The sequence below is a fragment of the Aeoliella mucimassa genome, assembly GCF_007748035.1.
Classification (GTDB): domain Bacteria; phylum Planctomycetota; class Planctomycetia; order Pirellulales; family Lacipirellulaceae; genus Aeoliella; species Aeoliella mucimassa.
Map to the genome: position 1 here is coordinate 6,548,577 of NZ_CP036278.1, position 16,104 is coordinate 6,564,680.

Here is a 16,104-nt window from a genome sequence, read left to right on the forward strand (position 1 = left end):
CCTGAATTGCGCACCCGATGTTAATTTGCGTAGACACGGCAATATGTGCCGCCGTGAACCTGCCAGCATCGCAAGCAACTTGCACCCTAAGTAATGGAGTCAGATAGGTACCATGGAACCGGGAACCCACCAGCATTCGTTGCCACCAACTACGGTGTTCGCCGGCGTGGTGCCCCGCGTCCGTCCGCCGCAAGTCGCCACCTCCCCCACGGCGGCTAGTCAACAGGCAACCGCCGACGCCCGTCGGCAAGCACTGAACCAGCGCCTGACTGCAGTCCTGCAGGGCCTGGTGCAGGGATTTGCCTGCGACGCGGCAACGTTCTACGAACTGAACTCCAGCACGACGGAATTGCTGCTCCGCACTGAATATCACGCGGCCGAAACCGAGTCGGCCCCCGCGCGACGACCGCTGGCCACCGCACGAGCCGACGTGGCCGCACTCGCCGGAAGCGCGATTGTACTGGAAGACGACCTCGATGTCGCAGGTTGGCCGGTACCGATTTGGTGTGGTGCGGCCGTGTGCTTGCCGGTATCGAGCGACGAAACCATCCATGGCACGCTGTGGTTATACAGCAACGAGCCACGGGCATTTGCCGATGCCGAATTGCAACTAGCCGAAGTGGTAGCTGGCAGGTTGGCTGTGGAGTTGGAACTACATCGTTGGCGAACAGCAGGGAGTGCGGCAATCGATCCGGTCGCACCTTCCGAAACGCTCGCCAGCGAAAAACCAACGCCAAAGCCACCAGCAGAGCCACCAGCAGAGCCGGCTAAGGCTCCGCAGGCTCCGAAAGCCGCTGAGCAAAAGCCGACTTCCAACATCGTGATGCCAAGGCTGGTGCGCCCGAACCTGGTCACTCAAAGCCAGGATTGGGAACTTGCCGGCATCAACTGCAACACTGATCTGGGTTCGTTCTACGACTGGCAAACGCTGGCCGACGGACGAACGTTGGTCACCAGTGGAGCCATCGGGCAATGCGACCACGAGTCGTGGCTCGAAGCGGCTCGCATCGCGTTGCGGGCGCATGCCATGCAGTCGTTGGATGCTGGAGAGCTACTAACGAATGCCAACCAAACGTTGTGGTTGGCATCGCCCGGCGGCGAGGGACTCGCTGTGGCCGTGGCGTTGTTAGATGGCGACGGGGCACACGTTTCGGTAGCGGCGGCGGGCGAAGCAGGTATCGCGCGATGGAGAGCGGCCACCTGCGATTGGACACCCGCAAATTGCCCGCCGCTGGGATGGTCGGAACGCACGATCTACACACCGAAGAGCGCCGAGTTGGTGGTTCGCGAACGATTGATCCTGGCGACGGCTTCCGATAAGTTTCCCGCGCCTAACGCACTGATGCGTTTGGCCGACAAACTCCGGCACAACTCCCCCGCGGATCTACGTACGCTTCCCGGCAAGCGGGCGCTGCGGTTGTTCAGCGAAGCAGCTGGCACCATCGGTTTGCAGACCGCGAGCTTGGCGCTGGTTCGGCGTCGTTAATCGACTCGGGGTCGCTTACTCCGCGACCTCGAGCGAATGGTACGCGTTGGCCAAGGCCCCGATCACCGGGGCAGCATCGCCGCAGGCCGAGAACACAAAGTGCTCGAGGTTGCGGAAGCCATCCAAAGCGTGCTCGCGGTACGACTCTTCGGCCAATCGGAGGTAACGGCTGCGGACTTCGGGAGCGAGGTCGCATACGCCGCCGCCGATGACGATCATGTCGTAGTCGCCGAGGTAATTGATATCGAGCAAGGCGATGCCGAGCGCGCGGGCTTGGTCGTCGAACAATTGTTGGGCCAGCGTGTCCCCAGCAGCGGCTAGTTCTCGCAGTCGCTTGGCTTTGTCGCGTACCGTGCCGGGCTGGCTATTCAGCGGATGGTCGCGCCATTCTTCAAGCTCCAACCGATAGCCGAGCTGATGGGCCAAAGCGGTGAGCGACACGGCCGACTCTACGGTCGAGAATGCATTGCCGACCTTCAGCTCGCGATCGTGCTCGTAGCGGAACGCATCGGCCGGCAGCAGCAAATGACCTGCATGGCCAGCACGACCCTCGCGGCCGCGAACCACGCGGCCATCGCGCACCTCGCCACCTCCGAGCCCGGTGCCAACGATCACTTTGAACAGCGACTGCAGATCGGGATCGATGTCGGTACCGGCAGCCATGGCCGAGTAGGTGAGCTTGCCGCTACGAACGGAGTACTCGCCGAGCGCGGCCGCCTGACCGTCGCCGATGTACTGCACGTCGAGGTGATAACCACGGCCATCGAGCCCGTTTTCCAGGGCCAAGCGAATGTTGAAGCGGTCCCAGTATTCGGCCTTCAGGTTGGGGGTCTTCAGCAGCACGCCGTCGAGCGTCGCCGGGCCAGGGGTCGCGATGCACACAGCCGCGATCTCGTCGCCGGTACCGCCAAGCGATTCGAGCCCTTTCAGGATCGCCTCGACCACAGCATGAATCAGCGGGCCAGGGCCGGCTGCCGAGTTCGTATCGAACTGGTCCGACACGTACAGGATCTCGCAATTTTCATTACCGATGGCCACCGTACTGGTGGTTCCGCCAACATCGATGCCAACTAGATAGCTCACGCCAGGCTCACAGTGAGAGAGAGAAAACTTGGATTGCCAAGCAACCAGTTTCGCGTGTCTTGGCCAGAAAGTCTAGCAGCCACGATTTCCGGCAATTTGCCGTCTTTCGGTGCTAGCGAATCGGTCCGATGGCCGGACGCGTCTGCGGCGTGGTGCCCCGTGGAACAGTCGCCTGCGGGGTATCTTGCTGGAATTCAATCGGGCTGCGGACGTCCTCGAGCTTGGTGTGATTGGTGCCCCGATGGTACTCAATCGAACCAGCTGGCACCGTCACGTATTGCCCGCTCTGCGGATCGCGATGGTAGATTACCGCATCTTGCTGGCCATCGCCTTTAAGCAAGAACAGGTCCTTGTACTGGCTGTAACTGGCCGACGAGGCCTGCGCCTGGAACATGCCATTCTTCTCCGATCGGCCCTCGATCTCCACGTTGTAAAGCGCGCGAATCTCGAGCGGGCCGAGCTTCGACTCCTTGCTCATTAGTCGTCGGGCGACGGGGTCTTCGTTCACTTCCAACGTTTCGCAGGCCAGCGTAACCGTGTCGAAAGGCAACCGGTCGGGCGCGTGCAGCGGCAGCTCCTCCTGCCAGCCTTTCACCGGCCCGTACACGCTCTTCACTCGGCCATGGAACCGCACCACGCGTTGTTCGACGTTGCCGGTGAGGCCATCAGCAAAATCAACCCGCAGGAATCGCAGCTCTTTCTTCGTGGGAGTCGTCGAGGTCGGGCGCTGCGGCGTGGTGGTATTCGCCAGATCGGCGAAGTTCATTGAGCCGTCGCTCAGACGAATCGATCGCAGCGAGCCAGGCCCGGTGCCTTGCACGTTGCCGGTGAGTCGATCGTAGGTGAGTGTTTTGAGTTGGAAGCTCTCATGCGAGTTCGGCCCGTTCTCGTCGATGCCGCGATGATCGCCGAGCACGTTGCCTTCGAGCGCGACTTGGGCGACGTCGATCTTGCCGGCGGCCGATTCCTTGCCAAACTTCAGAGGAGCGGTGAGCAGGGCCACTGCGGTATCGGCTTGCACCCAGCCTTGCTGGCTCTCAGCCAGAATGCGCCCAGTGGCCACGATGCGTCGCCCGGCCGCGTCGAGCTTAGTTTGCCAGGTAAGGGTCACCGGAGTGGTGGTGCCGGCCGGCTCGCCAAATGCTTCGCCATTTACGTTCATGGTGGCGACACCAGGGCCATTGATCCAGAACCGCCCGGTTTGTTGATCGGCATGGATCTGCTCGGCTGCCAACGTGAGTCCCCGGGCCGAGATGGTCGCGGTGCCAGGCGTGCCGAGTTGCGGATCGTGCCGACCGAACACGGTGATCTTGGCCTCTTGGTCGAGTTGATCGACGGTGAGCCGAGTACCGCGGACCTCGACAGGTTGTTCGTCGGGCTTGGCGGTTTGGGTTTCGCGGAACACCACGGAGCCTTCGCAACTTACCGCGGTCGGCTCGGCCGACTTGCCAGTGAGCGCCAGATCGAGCTGAATCTGATTGGCCGCCAAGTCGTACTTCGACGTTGGTTTATTGGGATCTTCCTCTCGATCGGCCGAGCTGGTCAGGCGGTTGGTCGGAGTGTTGGCCGCCGAGGCTTGCCAGGCGGCAAAGTCGCCCTGCAATTGATGCGTGGAACCGGAGAGCTTGGTGGAATCGAACACCACGTTGCCCGATGCGAGCAACCGCTCGGGAAACACCGCCAGTTTGTTGGGGCTGTTGTCGAGTTCAATCGCGGCACCCTGCTCGCCATCGGCTGGCACTTCGCGAAGGGTAAGTTCCATCCGCTGGGCGGCAATCTTACCAAGGCGATGCGCGTCGATCACCGGATAGCCCGAGAGCAACAAGATCGGCTGCTCGTTCCGCCGGGTGAGTTGTAGCGGAACTTGGGTGCCTTCGCCTTCCTTCCAAGTGATGTCGATCACGCGATCCGCGCGGGCGACGTCGGGCACAGCCCGCAACCAGCCAGGACCAGCCACTCGCAACTCGCCTAGCGGGCTGGGGGAGTCGTCGGCTGGCATCTGGTATTCGATGTAGGGAGCATGGATTTCACTGCCGCCATGTTTGAGCATCACCTCGCGGCCTTCGTCGAGCACGATTCGGCGGTCGAGCAGATGAATGAACACGCGGTTTGCTCGGGCTTCGGCTTGTTCGACCTGCGACTGCGCCCGCACCGGAAAACCCGTGGCGGTGAGCGACACCGGCTTGAACTGCCCCAACGCTTCGCGTTGCCGGCGGGCGACGTTGGGATCTTCCATCGCGATCGGCTTCCCTTCGTCGTCGACCGGCGAGAACTTGATCGATAGCTCGTCGCAGGCGATCTGGTCGTAAGCACCGACTGGCCGTAGCCGCTTGACCACCACTTTGCGATCGAGCGTTGCGATGTAGTTGAGCAGGTCGAAGTAGAATCGGCCTTCGCAAGTCACTTCGACATTCGCCTTGAAGTGGCTCTCAGGTTGCGTGCTCGAAGTTAGCCGCACCGCCGCGCTGCCACCCGAACTGTAGACCGTCCTGTCGTCGGGATTGATCTCAGGCTGCGCGTCGTCGAACAGATCGACTTCGCCCGGATCGAGTTCGAGCTTCACGTTCTTGAACACCTCGAGCGACTTGATGCCCACAATGCTCGGACCATGTTTGATGTGCTGATCGCGGAGCAGGCGGATCATCATCGACCGCCCCCGCCCGATGTTCGGCCCGATGCGAGCCATCACCTCGTCTTCGGTCTGAATGCGGGTGTCGTTCATTTCGAGGTTGCTGGTCTGGATCAGCAAGTCGTCCTCGATGCCCGGCAGGTCCATGTCGCTGCGAATGGTGATCTGACCGGGAAAACGGCCATACACAATCCGCCCAGCCTTGCCTTGAGCGGGCTGAAAGTCGTCGTCGAACTGCAGATGAGCACCGCCAGGGGCTTCGAGAATTACCGTCTCGCGCGGCGCACCGGAGCCGAATTCCCATTCTTTCGGCATCATCAAAATGGCGCACTCGTCGAGGTCGATGCTGCCGTCGTCGTGCCGACGATAGTCTTTCACGACCAGCATCAACGAGTCGATCCGCAAAACCTTGGGCGACGGTTTGGTGAGCGACCAATGTCCTTCTGGAAAATAGGCCGCCAGCAAGTCGTGGTAGCGACTAAAGGCATCGTAGCTGCTGTCGCGGGTTGCCTGATCGATGGCTTTCGCGTTGCGTTTCACCCCCTCGGGCTCGACCCATGGCACGACCGTCCACGCATACACTTGATAAGCCACCACCAAGACGGCCAGAGCAATCGTGCTGTGGATGATACGTGAAAGCATGAAGGAGTAGTCCGAGGTCGAAGGCCGTGGGACGTCGAATAACTTAGGCGACTTCGCTGTTGGAAGTCGGAGCAGGGAACACGCGAATCGTCGGTTCCTCGTCGGTCTCTACCGGCTGGCTGTTGAGTCCGCCCGAGCCTACCAGGTCGGTCACATCGATCATGCCGACGGGGCGACCATCGTTGTCGATCACCGGCAGCTCGCTGATTTTGCGTTCGGCCATGAGCTCGATGGCCACTTCGGTTTTCGAACCACACAGAATGCGAGCACAGCGTTTGGTCATCACTTCGCTCACCGGTTTGTCGAACGCCTGCTCATGATGTCCTTCGACCAGGCGGGCCAGATCGCTGTCGGTAAAAATACCGCTTAGCTCGCCCGACTCCGAAACCAGCATCACCGCTCCGCTGCGGCGGCCAGGTTTGCTCGATTCGACAATCACTTCGCGAACCGTTTTGGTATCGCTAGCTAGTCGGCACTCCGAAAGCGTACGCATGTGGTCGTCCACCTTGCTAAGCTTGAAACCCAGGCTGCCACCAGGATGGTAGCGCGCGAAGTCCTCGGCCCGGAAACCAGCGAGCTTGCTGAGCACGAGCGCGAGCGCGTCGCCCAAGGCGAGCATCGCCGTGGTGCTGGTGCTTGGGGCGAGCCCCAACGAACAGGCTTCTTCGAGGTTGCCTAGCTCGAGCACCACGTCGGCCGCCCGACCAACTTTGGAATCGCGGGTCTTGGTAATGGCGATCATCGGCACTCGCATCTCGCGAAGCGAAGGGAGCAGCTGCACCACCTCGCTGGTCTCACCGGATTGAGTGAGCATGAGCACGACGTCGTCTTTGCCGATGCGGCCGAGGTCGCCGTGGAAGGCTTCGGCTGGGTGCAGGTAATGGCTGCGGGTGCCGGTCGAGGCGAGCGTGGCCGCGATCTTCTGGCCCACGAGCCCCGCTTTGCCCATGCCGGTGACAATGACATTTCCGCGGGATCGTCGCACCAGGGCGATCGCGTCGGTGACCGACTGATCGAGCGTGGTCGACAGTTTCCAGACCGCGACCGCTTCGAGCCGGAGCACTTCGCGTGCAGCACGGAGCTGGGCCGCGGTATCGAGTGGGTTCAGTTCGTTTTTCGTAAGGCGAGCGGCTTCCATGCCAGTGTTCCTTGCGAACGGTGGGTGGGGTAACGGGAGTGCGCAATCCCGCGCACGGGGCGGCGATTGTAGCGAGATCGCCAGAATGTGCCAACGTGATTCGGCAGGGGAAATTCGCCAGTTTGGTAAATGCTAGCAGCCTGCGGTGATAGCATTTGCTTGACAAAACCGGTGCTTAAAAATCATAATAATTAATAGATCTTACAGGCGGTGCTACTTTTTCTATTCGGCGGTCTCCCTTGATACCTCGTTCCTTCAGGCTTGGCGGCCTCGTCGTGCTGGCGATGCTCGGTGTAGGCGGGTCGGTCCACGCGCTCTCATTTGGCACCTTCGGGTCATGGGACTCCGATACCCGCCGCAACGCGGCCAACAATTCCATGCAGGCGGTCGTCGATCGCTTCAACGTGTACGGCGACTTCAACTGGGGAAGCGACGGCTACGTCGACCTCTATTACAACTCCGGGGTCCCCACTGCCCAGGCGGGCTACTACGGAGCCATCGAATACGGTGGCACCTGGCCCAACGAGCGAGTGACCCAACACGAGCTGAACCACTGGCTCGGCTCCGGCACCGATGGCAACTGGTACAACCTGTTCAGCAACAACGTCTGGACCGGCACCAAAGTCAATGCGCTGATGGCCCAGTTTGATGGGCAAGGTACCGCGTTCCGTCAGTCGGGCGTCCACTTCTATCCTTACGGGTTGAACTACGACAGCGAAGTGACCGACGACAGCATCTACATGCGTAACGTCGCGCTCATGTATGCCATGCGGCAAGACATGGGCAACGGTAATCCCAACGATCCCTGGTCGGCGACGAGTGCCACGCTCACTGGCTCCGACGCGGTCGGCACGTCGGCCTTCAACTGGTTTGGCGGTGGTTACAGCGGCAGCTACGCGGGATGGAGCGACCGCTACTTCGCCCATGCGGGAGCCGATTACTCAACCGGCGCTTACGACATTCGCACTCCGCGGGGAGCGCCAAGCTGGGAATTCGCTGGCGACTCGCTCACGATCAACACCGGTGGGCGGCTGCTGTACAACAGCTCGGGAACCTCTGGCATCGTCACCATCGACCAACTGGTGCTCGACGGAGGGACCTTGCGGCACGATCAAACTCGCGCAGACCTGTTTCAACTCGCAGGGCACCTGACGCTCGCGCAGACCAGCACTATCGAAGCCGCACAAGGCGATATGCTCATCCACTCCCAAATCGGAGGGACGAGTGGGTTCCGCAAGACAGGCAGCTTCGCCCTCACGCTCAAGTCGTCGGCCAATAACTACACTGGCACTACGATCGTGGCGGCCGGCACGATCATCGTCGATGGGGCGACCGGCTATGGCCTGACCACCGTGAATCGCGGCGCCACGCTTGCTGGCAGCGGCATCGTCCGCGGCGACCTGACCGCGGTCTCCGACTCCACGCTGCGTGTCGGCGGTAGCGGGCTCGTCGAGCGCTATGCGAGCGGTCAACAACTGGTCGACGACTTCACCGCCTACGCCACCGGACAGCTCGGCTCGTCCCCGAACTCGACTGGCGACGTCTGGTCGGGTGTGTTCGATGGTACCAGTTACGCTACGATCGTCGACAACAGCGGTAACCAAGCCTTGCGAGTCGAAGGGGTAAACAGCGGCGGCGACTCCTGGCGCGGCGCAGTGACCGAACTCAACACCGACTACACCCGCGACTTTAGCCTGGCCGATGGCGAGACCGGCACTTACTTCTTTCGAGTCCGCCGCAACGAGTCGGGCGACATCGATACGATCTTCGGCTTAACGGACCTCACGGTCAGCACCGATAGCGGCCCCGGCGGCGACATCGACAGCCCGTGGAATGAGTACGCGGTACTGCTGTCGATGGTCGGCAACCAAAGCAGCTCAACATTGCGGGCTTACAGCAACGGGCAAGGCGACGTCGGCCTGACGACCACCACCGATAGCGAGTGGGTGAACGTGTGGCTCGAAGTCGACAACGATAGGAAGCTTTATCGCGTCGCGACCTCCACCGGCGACGAGGATGGCACCTACCGCGGCGGCACCTACCAGTTCGGCCGCCGCACCGCCGGCACGGTTGGTGATCAATCGCTAGTGACCTTTGGCATCTACGAGAGATTGGGCGTTGGTGTGGAGCTTGACGATTTGTTCTTCGCCGAAGGAACCAATCTGAGCAATCCGCTGAACTCTTCCTCGGTACTCTCAGGTGAGATACTCACCATCGAAGGCGACTTGAATCTCACCGCTGGTGCCTTGCTCGAACTCGATCTTGGCAACGGGGCGAACGACTCGCTTGTGGTGTCCGGCAATGCGGTGCTCGATGGCTATCTGAACTTGGTGCTGGATGCCAATTATACGCCCACATTGAACGAGACGTTCACGCTGCTCACCGCGAGCGACATCACGAACCATCTGACCTTGAGCGGCGCCGTGGCCGACATGTTTACGCTATCGCAAAGCACCGCGACGGAGCTTATTCTCACCGCCGTGAGTGGGATGACGGGCGACTTCAACAACGATGGTCTCGTGAACCTGGCCGACTACACCGTATGGCGCGACCATCTCGGCAGCGCAGCTGCCACACTGCTCAACGACGAATCGGGTGAGCCAATCGGCATGGCGCAATACGAAGTATGGAAAGCAAGCTTTGCCACCGCTGGTGGCGGACCGCGGATCGACGCGGTGCAAGGAGTGCCAGAACCAACCAGCGTGATGCTCTTAGGTTTGGGGGTCCTTCTCGGCTTCGGATGTCGAAAACCGCAGAGCTGAAACTCGGGTAGTGCTGCGAGAGCATCGCGACGTCCTGAACCTTGGCAGTTCGCGAGAGGAAAAGGTCGCGATCCAGTAGTGAATGTGTTCTAATCCTGCCATTGGATTTCACTTCACCTGCTGTCGACTTTACTCGCTGCAAAGGCTTCCTTTCGATGAACGTAATTCAGGCTCCACGTTTGCGTGTTCGCTTTGCGATGGTTGTATCTGCCATGCTGGGTGCTTTGGTCTGCGTGGCCGAAACGCCGGATGTCGCCACGGCTCCGCCGGAGACCGCTCGAGTAAAGCTGCCCGAAGGAATTAACGCGCGGTTCACCGATCCGGAACTGAAGCCAGAGGAGTTCGTCGATCGGTTCGAGCAAGATGGCCGCGAAGCGTTCGCCGCCCGCGCGGCGATCATGCAAGCAACCGGCGTGAAGCCTGGCATGCGTGTGGCCGACATCGGCGCAGGCACCGGGTTGTTCACCGTGTTGTTCTCCGAGTCGGTGGGCCCCGAGGGCTGGGTGTACGCGGTCGACATCTCGCCGAAGTTCATCGAGCACATCGCCAGCCGCGCCGACGAAGCCGGCATCGAGAACATCACACCAGTGCTCTGCGACGCGAATTCGGCGAACTTGCCACCCGAGTCGGTCGACGTGGCTTACGTCTGCGACACGTATCATCACTTTGAGTTTCCCTCGAAAACCAACGCGTCGATCTTTCGTGCAGTGAAACCAGGAGGCACACTGGTGGTGGTCGATTTCATTCGCGATCCTGCTACCAGCAGCGAATGGTTGCTCAATCATGTGCGGGCAAGCAAAGAAGTATTCCGCAGCGAGATCGAAGCGGCCGGTTTTGAGTTGGTGGACGAACCAGAAGTCGAAGGACTTCGCGAAAACTATCTACTGGTGTTTCGCAAGCCATAGCGGTGCATCAACGAATGCGGTGCATTCTAAGTTCCATTTAGGTTCTCCTTCGCACGCTAAGCATTCATGCCTTGTATCGCGTAGCGCAACAATCACGAGTAAATCGGTAGACGATTCACTCGCGATGCTAGTGCTCTCTGCGCGCGGCGCAAAAGCGCATCGAGCAACTCGATTACTTCTCGATTAATTACTTGACAAGGTTGTCCGATTGCCGGAAGATGCGAGGGTGTTCTACAACGCGAGGGAAAGTGCATCGCGTTGATTGGGGAGAGGGATCATCTCGGTTTCACCTTAGCCGACCATGCGCGCTAGTGATCCAGTTCTTGGGGGGCCTTGGACCGGCTCTACGTGCGCCTCGGCATTTCTACCCGCTGCTTGTTCCGTACCGTTTCTTTTTCTTGTGCAGAAGGATGATAGGCATGCGCACTCAAAATTTGTGGGGGAAGGTCGCCTTTTCTTTGGCGGCTGCTGGGTTCTTGTCGTTTGGTCATGTAGCCCAAGCTGGCGATTACTATTCAGAAGTCCCGTATCTGGCAACTGTTAAGATCAACCCCGAAGGCGAAGGGGCCACGCCGGTTGGCGAAGTGTATGGCAAAGAGTATTCGAACACCGACTTCTCGTTAGTTACCGATCCGCGGCTCTATAACACCTCGGATCACGATGCTTTTGGCGCGTTCGACCCCGCCCAAGTGGTTTCGTGGGATGGGATTCCCAATCCCGTAACCGGCAATAGCGGTTCGGTCGACGGGTTCGACTTCGAACCTGCTTTATTGCAATTCAACGTCGATATTCCGCAGATCGACGCTCTCGCGAATAGGCAGGATTTTCTGTTCAACCAAATTGTTCGTAACGAAGCGTCGCTGTTGTTCTCGATGACAGCCGATCTTGGCATCTCTGGCGGCACGAAGTCGCGGGTCCATTTTGAAGACCCCGATCCCGTCGACCTAGTGGCGGATCCCTTGGATATCTGGGCGCTGCCACAGATTCCGACTGGCCCAGGCGCCGGCGTCAATCATCACCCTGTGCAGGATCTCGACGCGCTCGAGGTCTGGGGCCCCGAACCAAGCAGCCATGAAAATGGCGATACCACGATTCGCGAAGGCTACGATGGCGGTAGCCATACGGCTGACGCCAATCGCTTTTCGCTCGATAACGACTCGGTCACTGGCACCTCGGTCTGGGCGTACGACATCGCGACCGGCACCGTGGGCACCTGGATTCCGCATTCGGTGATTGTCGAAGCGGTCGAAGATCTGTTCCTTGGTGCGGGGCTCGATTTCGATCGTCAGACGCGCGATATGATCGACGTCGATGGCACCATGGCCCGCGACGTTGGCGATTCGTCACCGACCGCGCCGATCTACGGTCTCAACGACGAGCTGCTGTTCACGATCGACCCAATCGACCAGCCAATGATGATGTCGGCCACCGGTGGTCCGGTACCCGCTGGGTTCTCGATCGATGGTGGTGAAATCATGCATTTGACCTTCGACGCATCGGGTGCCCCGGTCGCGACATTCCTGAAGCATGGTGGTCACACTTGGGATACCGCCTTCGAAGTCGGCAAGACGTTTGGTTACGAGTTCGAAGATGTCGATGCGCTCGAAGCGGTCGGCGTGCTCGAAGGCGACGACATTTCCACTCCGGAACCGAGCACCATGGTGATGATCGGTCTGGCGCTGGCCATGGTCGGTTTTGCCTGGCGGCGTAACTAATCTGCGAAGATTCCACTGACTGGTGACACGCTGCGTCGAGCGTTATCGTTCGGCGCGGCGTGTTGCTTTCTGCTGGTAGTGGGAAAGCCACTCCCGTTTCGCTAGAATCGAACGAAGCAGTTCTTTGCCAATTCCCTCGCAGGCGAACCGTTTCATGGCTTACACCACCCTGATCACTGTTGAACAACTCGTACCGCTCCTAGGCGACCCGCAAACGGTTGTGGTCGATTGCCGATTCTCGCTGGCCGATCCGGCCGCGGGTGAGCAGCAGTATGCCGAAGGCCATGTGCCGGGTGCGGTGTACGCCCACCTGGATCGCGATCTCTCGTCGGCCGCGACCGAAACCAGTGGCCGGCACCCGTTGCCGGTGCCCGCCGAGTTGGCCGCCACGCTCGCGAACTGGGGCATCGATGCCTCTAAGCAGGTGGTCGCCTACGACGAGTCGGGCAGCGCGTTCGCCGCGCGGTTCTGGTGGGTTGCCAAATGGTTAGGCCTGAAGAATGTCGCGGTGCTCGACGGTGGTCTGGCCGCCTGGAAGGCTGCCGGGCAGCCGGTGTCGACCGAAGTGTCCAAGCTGACCCCCACGACCTTCACGCCCGAGCCCAATCGCAGCATGTGGCTGTCGACCGACGACGTGCAAGCCGGATTGGCCTCGGGCGAAATGCTGCTGGTCGACGCCCGCGGGGCAACGCGGTACTCCGGCGAGGAGGAACCGATCGATCCCGTGGCCGGGCACGTGCCGGGAGCGGTGAATCGGTCGCAGGTGGAGAATTTGAACGAAGCTGGCGAATTCCGCTCGCCTGCGGAGCTGGCCGAACGATTCGACGAGCTGATCGGAAATCGAGAGACTGGTTCGGTAGTGCACATGTGCGGTTCGGGCGTCACCGCGTGCGTGAATCTGCTGGCTTGCGAGCTGGCCGGCCACCACGGAACGAAGCTCTATCCTGGGTCGTGGAGCGAGTGGATTCGCGATTCGAAGCGGGGCGTCGCGACCAATTGCTAGCTGCGGATGTCCCTAGTTGGCCGAAATTCGGGGCGAAATCGCCCGGTGCCCCGTGCTAGCGTTTCGGGCGGCGATCGCGGGGGAAGTTTGGACCATCCGCGCCAAATTGGCCGACAATTAGTCCAGCGGGGCAAAAAGGCCTGCCGATCCGTTGACTTCCCCTATAGTTATGACCAATACTTTGGCAGTAAGCCGGTATCGGTCGGCCTAATCGTTCCAACCCCTAGGAGGCGTAGCAATCGAACGCAAGCAGCAACGGATCAACGAACAGATCCGCATCACCCCTATCCGTGTGATCTCGGAACAAGGAGAGCAACTGGGAATCATTCCCACGGAACAAGCACTCGACCGCGCGCGTCAAGTGGGGCTCGATCTCGTGGAGGTCGCCTCGGCCGAGAAGCCGCCGGTCTGCCGGATCATGGACTACGGTAAGTTCAAGTACCAGCAAAAGAAGCGGCAGCACAAAGGCCACACGCACCAAAGTAAGAACAAAGAAATCCGTCTGCGTCCAAAGATCGGCGAAGCCGACTTCATGACCAAGGTGAACCGCGCCAAGAAGTTCCTTGCACAAAAGGACAAAGTGGTGTTCAGTGTCATCTTCCGTGGACGTGAGAACGCGCACGTGGACGAAGGCTTCAAGCTCATCGAAAAGCTCACTGCCGAGCTCGAACCTGTCAGCAAGCCCGAGCAACGTCCCACCATGCATGGTCGCCGCATCGTCGCCATCTTCGCTCCGAAATAGTATGCTCCGATCCCTTCTTGCCGCGACAATCCTGGCGATGCTCGTTGCCAACGTGGCGGAAGCCCAGGTGCGCTACAACTCGGCGCAGCGCATGCGCGACGTCGACGCCCGGTTCGAGAACACCGATGGCTGGATTGGTGCCGACGGTGGGCACTCGTGCCTGCTCGACAAGGACACCCGGCTATGGCTGTTCAGCGATACCTGGGTGGGCAAGATCCGCGACGAGAAGCGAGTCGATGCGACCATCGTGAACAACACGCTGGCCATCGAGAGCACCCGCGGCAAGCAGCCGCCGAAGTTCTACGTGCGCCGCGACGAGCAAGGCAAACCGATGGCCATGTTCACCCCAGCCGATGGGCGGGGGTGGTTCTGGTTGCAGGACGCGGTAATGGTCGAAGAGAAGCTCTACCTGGTGCTCTCGCAGATCGAGCGGGATGGCGATGGCGGAGCGTTTGGCTTCCGCCAAATCGGCCAGGTCCTCGGCGTCGTCGACAATCCGCACGACGATCCCTACCAGTGGCAGCTACGCCAGCTGCCGATGCCCTGCTCGATCGCAACCGACAAACGCGAACTCTGGTTCGGGGCGTCGCTCCGGATCGAAGGCAAAACACTTTATGTCTACGGCACCGACGAGGAGAAGAGCGGCGACTACCGCACGCGGTTCCTCACGCTCGCCAAGGTGCCGGTCGAATCGATCGAATCGTTCGACCAGTGGCAATTCTACGACGGCAAGCGATGGGTCGCCGACTTCCGCAAGTCGGCTCACTTGCTTCCCCGCATGGCCACCGAATACTCGGTGGTTCACCTCGACGAGCTCGATATCTACGCGGTGGTCTTCAACGACAACGGGTTGTCGGATCGCATCCGCGTGAGCACATCGAAGGAACTCACCGGGCCCTGGACCCCAGCGGTGACCGTGTTCCGTTGTCCCGAGGATCGCTGGGACAGCCGCAACTTCTGCTATGGCTCGAAGGCGCATCCTTCGCTCGCCGGCGACAACGAGCTGGTGATCAGCTACTTCGTCAACGCGACTGAGCTAGGACACGTGGCCAACGACATCCGGCTGTACCAGCCGCGGTTCCTCCGCATCAAGGTCGACAAGCCCGGCAATTGAGGCCGAAACCGCAGCCAAGGCGAACCCAAGTCGGCGGTTTTTAGCGGGAAATGCGCTAGTTTGGCCGGTCTCATGCCATAATAAGGGTAGGAGGTCGAGCTATGTTTGCCGTCTATAGTACGCTGATTGTGTTCGCGGTTTCGCTCATCGTTATTCGGGTCGCAACGGTCGGCTTGGCGATGACCGGCATCTCGAAGGATCTCGCCCACTTTCAGGCCCTCTCGGCGTTCACCGGCTCGGGATTTACCACCAAAGAGTCCGAAGATATCGTCAACCACCCGGTCCGTCGCCGGATCGTGATGCACCTGATGTTGCTTGGCCATATCGGCGTGGTGCTGGCGATTCCCTCGGTCATCCTCTCTTTTCTCGACATGGGTGGTTCCGACAATCGGACCGGCGAACTCTCCATCCGCCTGGCGGTACTCTCAGGCGGTTTAGTGCTGCTGTTGCTGCTGGCCACCAGCAACCAGATCGAGCGGATGATGTGGGGCATCAACACCTGGGCGTTCAAGAAACTCGGTAGCCTCGAACTGCACGACTACACCCGCCTGCTAAGGGTAGGGCACGACTACGTGATTTCGAAGATGCAGGTACACCAGGGTGAGTGGATCGCCGGACATACGCTGCAGGAGTTGGCCCTTAACCACGAAGGTGTGCTGGTGCTGGGAGTCGAACGCCCCACCGGCGAATACCTCGGCGCCCCCCGCGGCAGCACCCGCCTGCAAGCAGGCGACTGCCTGGTAGTATACGGGCGACAAGAGTCGCTTCTCAGTCTGGTGCAGCGCGAAGCTGGCATAGAGGGCAACATCGAACACATGCTCGCGGTCACGCGGCAGCTCGACGAGCACCAGGCAGAATCCGACGACACACCGAACTGACCCGTGG

Annotated in this window: 11 protein-coding genes; 8 read left to right on the forward strand and 3 right to left on the reverse strand. The window is 60.5% G+C overall.

Annotation, left to right across the window (positions count from 1 at the left end; translation table 11 throughout):
• The first annotated feature begins 139 nt into the window (after window positions 1-139).
• A complete protein-coding gene (locus Pan181_RS25635) occupies window positions 140-1,486 on the forward strand; it encodes a GAF domain-containing protein (RefSeq protein ID WP_197528717.1) in 1,347 nt (448 codons plus the stop codon).
• 15 nt (window positions 1,487-1,501) lie between these two features.
• Here Pan181_RS25635 and Pan181_RS25640 read toward each other — a convergent pair whose 3' ends face one another.
• The 3 genes from Pan181_RS25640 to Pan181_RS25650 form a co-directional block, all read right to left on the reverse strand.
• Window positions 1,502-2,569 (reverse strand): ROK family protein, encoded by a 1,068-nt coding sequence (locus Pan181_RS25640; protein WP_145251828.1) that lies wholly within the window; start codon window positions 2,567-2,569, stop codon window positions 1,502-1,504.
• A 112-nt stretch (window positions 2,570-2,681) separates the two neighbouring features.
• Complete coding sequence (locus tag Pan181_RS25645; RefSeq protein ID WP_145251830.1) at window positions 2,682-5,840, reverse strand: hypothetical protein; 3,159 nt, start codon at window positions 5,838-5,840, stop codon at window positions 2,682-2,684.
• Between the two features lie 43 nt (window positions 5,841-5,883).
• A complete protein-coding gene (locus Pan181_RS25650; protein WP_145251832.1) occupies window positions 5,884-6,978 on the reverse strand; it encodes a KpsF/GutQ family sugar-phosphate isomerase in 1,095 nt (364 codons plus the stop codon).
• Between the two features lie 239 nt (window positions 6,979-7,217).
• On the opposite strand from Pan181_RS25650, the gene Pan181_RS25655 reads away from it, so the two are divergent.
• From Pan181_RS25655 to Pan181_RS25685, 7 genes are all read left to right on the forward strand, one after another.
• Window positions 7,218-9,740 carry a PEP-CTERM sorting domain-containing protein gene (locus Pan181_RS25655; protein WP_145251834.1) on the forward strand — a complete coding sequence of 841 codons (2,523 nt, stop codon included), beginning with the start codon at window positions 7,218-7,220 and terminating at the stop codon, window positions 9,738-9,740.
• A 155-nt stretch (window positions 9,741-9,895) separates the two neighbouring features.
• The gene (locus Pan181_RS25660; protein ID WP_145251836.1) at window positions 9,896-10,645 is read left to right on the forward strand and encodes a class I SAM-dependent methyltransferase; all 750 of its coding nucleotides are present in this window, start codon (window positions 9,896-9,898) and stop codon (window positions 10,643-10,645) included.
• A gap of 419 nt (window positions 10,646-11,064) precedes the next feature.
• A complete protein-coding gene (locus tag Pan181_RS25665; RefSeq protein ID WP_197528718.1) occupies window positions 11,065-12,360 on the forward strand; it encodes a PEP-CTERM sorting domain-containing protein in 1,296 nt (431 codons plus the stop codon).
• 154 nt (window positions 12,361-12,514) lie between these two features.
• The gene (locus Pan181_RS25670; RefSeq protein ID WP_145251840.1) at window positions 12,515-13,363 is read left to right on the forward strand and encodes a sulfurtransferase; all 849 of its coding nucleotides are present in this window, start codon (window positions 12,515-12,517) and stop codon (window positions 13,361-13,363) included.
• A 238-nt stretch (window positions 13,364-13,601) separates the two neighbouring features.
• A complete protein-coding gene (gene infC, locus Pan181_RS25675; RefSeq protein WP_145251843.1) occupies window positions 13,602-14,105 on the forward strand; it encodes a translation initiation factor IF-3 in 504 nt (167 codons plus the stop codon).
• A gap of 1 nt (window position 14,106) precedes the next feature.
• A complete protein-coding gene (locus Pan181_RS25680; RefSeq protein WP_197528719.1) occupies window positions 14,107-15,219 on the forward strand; it encodes a DUF4185 domain-containing protein in 1,113 nt (370 codons plus the stop codon).
• A 101-nt stretch (window positions 15,220-15,320) separates the two neighbouring features.
• Window positions 15,321-16,097 (forward strand): TrkA C-terminal domain-containing protein, encoded by a 777-nt coding sequence (locus tag Pan181_RS25685; protein ID WP_145251847.1) that lies wholly within the window; start codon window positions 15,321-15,323, stop codon window positions 16,095-16,097.
• Window positions 16,098-16,104: the final 7 nt, after the last annotated feature.

Excerpts from the sequence above, each read along its gene's own strand:
- Pan181_RS25645 (WP_145251830.1), bottom strand. The coding sequence starts at position 5,840 with ATGCTTTCACGTATCATCCACAGCACGATTGCTCTGGCCGTCTTGGTG.
- Pan181_RS25650 (WP_145251832.1), bottom strand. The coding sequence starts at position 6,978 with ATGGAAGCCGCTCGCCTTACGAAAAACGAACTGAACCCACTCGATACC.
- Pan181_RS25660 (WP_145251836.1), top strand. The coding sequence starts at position 9,896 with ATGAACGTAATTCAGGCTCCACGTTTGCGTGTTCGCTTTGCGATGGTT.
- Pan181_RS25665 (WP_197528718.1), top strand. The coding sequence starts at position 11,065 with ATGCGCACTCAAAATTTGTGGGGGAAGGTCGCCTTTTCTTTGGCGGCT.
- Pan181_RS25670 (WP_145251840.1), top strand. The coding sequence starts at position 12,515 with ATGGCTTACACCACCCTGATCACTGTTGAACAACTCGTACCGCTCCTA.
- Pan181_RS25680 (WP_197528719.1), top strand. The coding sequence starts at position 14,107 with ATGCTCCGATCCCTTCTTGCCGCGACAATCCTGGCGATGCTCGTTGCC.
- Pan181_RS25685 (WP_145251847.1), top strand. The coding sequence starts at position 15,321 with ATGTTTGCCGTCTATAGTACGCTGATTGTGTTCGCGGTTTCGCTCATC.